A 1,150-nucleotide genomic window follows, 5' to 3' on the forward strand; every position below is an offset into this window, starting at 1 on the left:
GTTTTTATCTTTTCAGGCCCTTTGATTCTTACTTTCCCGCCGAAGCCGAAAATCCAGCTGAAGAAGATATGGCTGATGGCCACCCGGACGATCACGCGGAAGGTGCTCATATCGCAGGCGTAGATGGTCACATCTGTCCCAAAGCGGTCGATGATTGCATCGATCACGGAGTTATCACAGATCAGTTCTACCTCCTGACACTCGCTGCCGTACATCCGGAAGGTGGTCGCAAGAAAATCATCGACACCGAAGTCCGCCGGGACCGGTACGGCTTCCTCCGAAAGAATGTCAGGACGAGCGCTGATACGGTCCACACGGAAGCTTCCGATGGCTTGATGCTTGTCCGAATAGCCAAGTACATAGTAATAATCGCCGTTCCAGATCAGACGATAGGGGCTGAAGATGTACCGTTCGCCGTCGTGGCGCAGCTTCTTCTGCTTTCGGATGTTGTAGGCAAAGTATTGGAAGGCAATCTTCTTTCTGGCATTGATGGCCTCATTGATTGCATCCACGATCAGCAAATCCTGTTGATTTTCCGACTTTACCCTTCCCTCCACGGAAGCGTTGCGCTTCAGTTCCTCGGCCTTATGCTGTCCGGCCAGCGTGACAATCTTGGAGACCATCTGCTCGCTGCGTTCTTTGGAGATGAACTTGGAGGACTGCACAGCATCGATCAGAAGCTTCAGCTCAGCGATTTCAAATTGACGGCTAATGAGGTTATAGCGGTTCTGAGTGGACTTTACTTCTTGGATGTCCATTCCGAACCGCTGCAGAAGCTCAATGTCCGTCTTGATGGTCTGCCGGTGCGCCGGGATACCGTATTCCTCTTCAAGAATCTGCGCCAGCTGCATCGTGGTCAGATAGTGGTCTTCATCGGTGCGCTCATATAGAATCTTCGCCAGATATAGCGGGCGGAGCTTTGCATTGTTGTCCATTGGTTATACCTCACGCATACATGGTAGAATTACTGCTTAGTTTGTTTCATCCTCTACTACTTCCATCAAGTCTCCAATGTCACAATGGAACACCTTACACAATCGGAGCATGACAGACATGGAGACGAGGCGGTTATTGTTCAACTGGGTCATGGTATGGGACGACAGGTGCGCAGCCTTGGCCAGCTCGCCTTTTTTCATTTTGTTCTTGATCA

At 50.5% G+C, this 1,150-nt stretch carries 2 protein-coding genes; both read right to left on the bottom strand.

Annotated elements, in window-relative coordinates; translation table 11 throughout:
- A partial coding sequence (locus IAG03_RS14030) for a helix-turn-helix transcriptional regulator (protein WP_249320738.1) occupies positions 1 to 935 on the bottom strand: 935 nt, incomplete at its 3' end.
- Positions 936 to 971: 36 nt separating this feature from the next.
- Positions 972 to 1,136, bottom strand: a complete 165-nt coding sequence (locus IAG03_RS14035; RefSeq protein ID WP_283243174.1) for a helix-turn-helix domain-containing protein — start codon at positions 1,134 to 1,136, stop codon at positions 972 to 974.
- Positions 1,137 to 1,150 lie beyond the last annotated feature (14 nt).

This window comes from Yeguia hominis (genome assembly GCF_014384705.1).
Lineage (GTDB): Bacteria > Bacillota > Clostridia > Oscillospirales > Acutalibacteraceae > Yeguia > Yeguia hominis.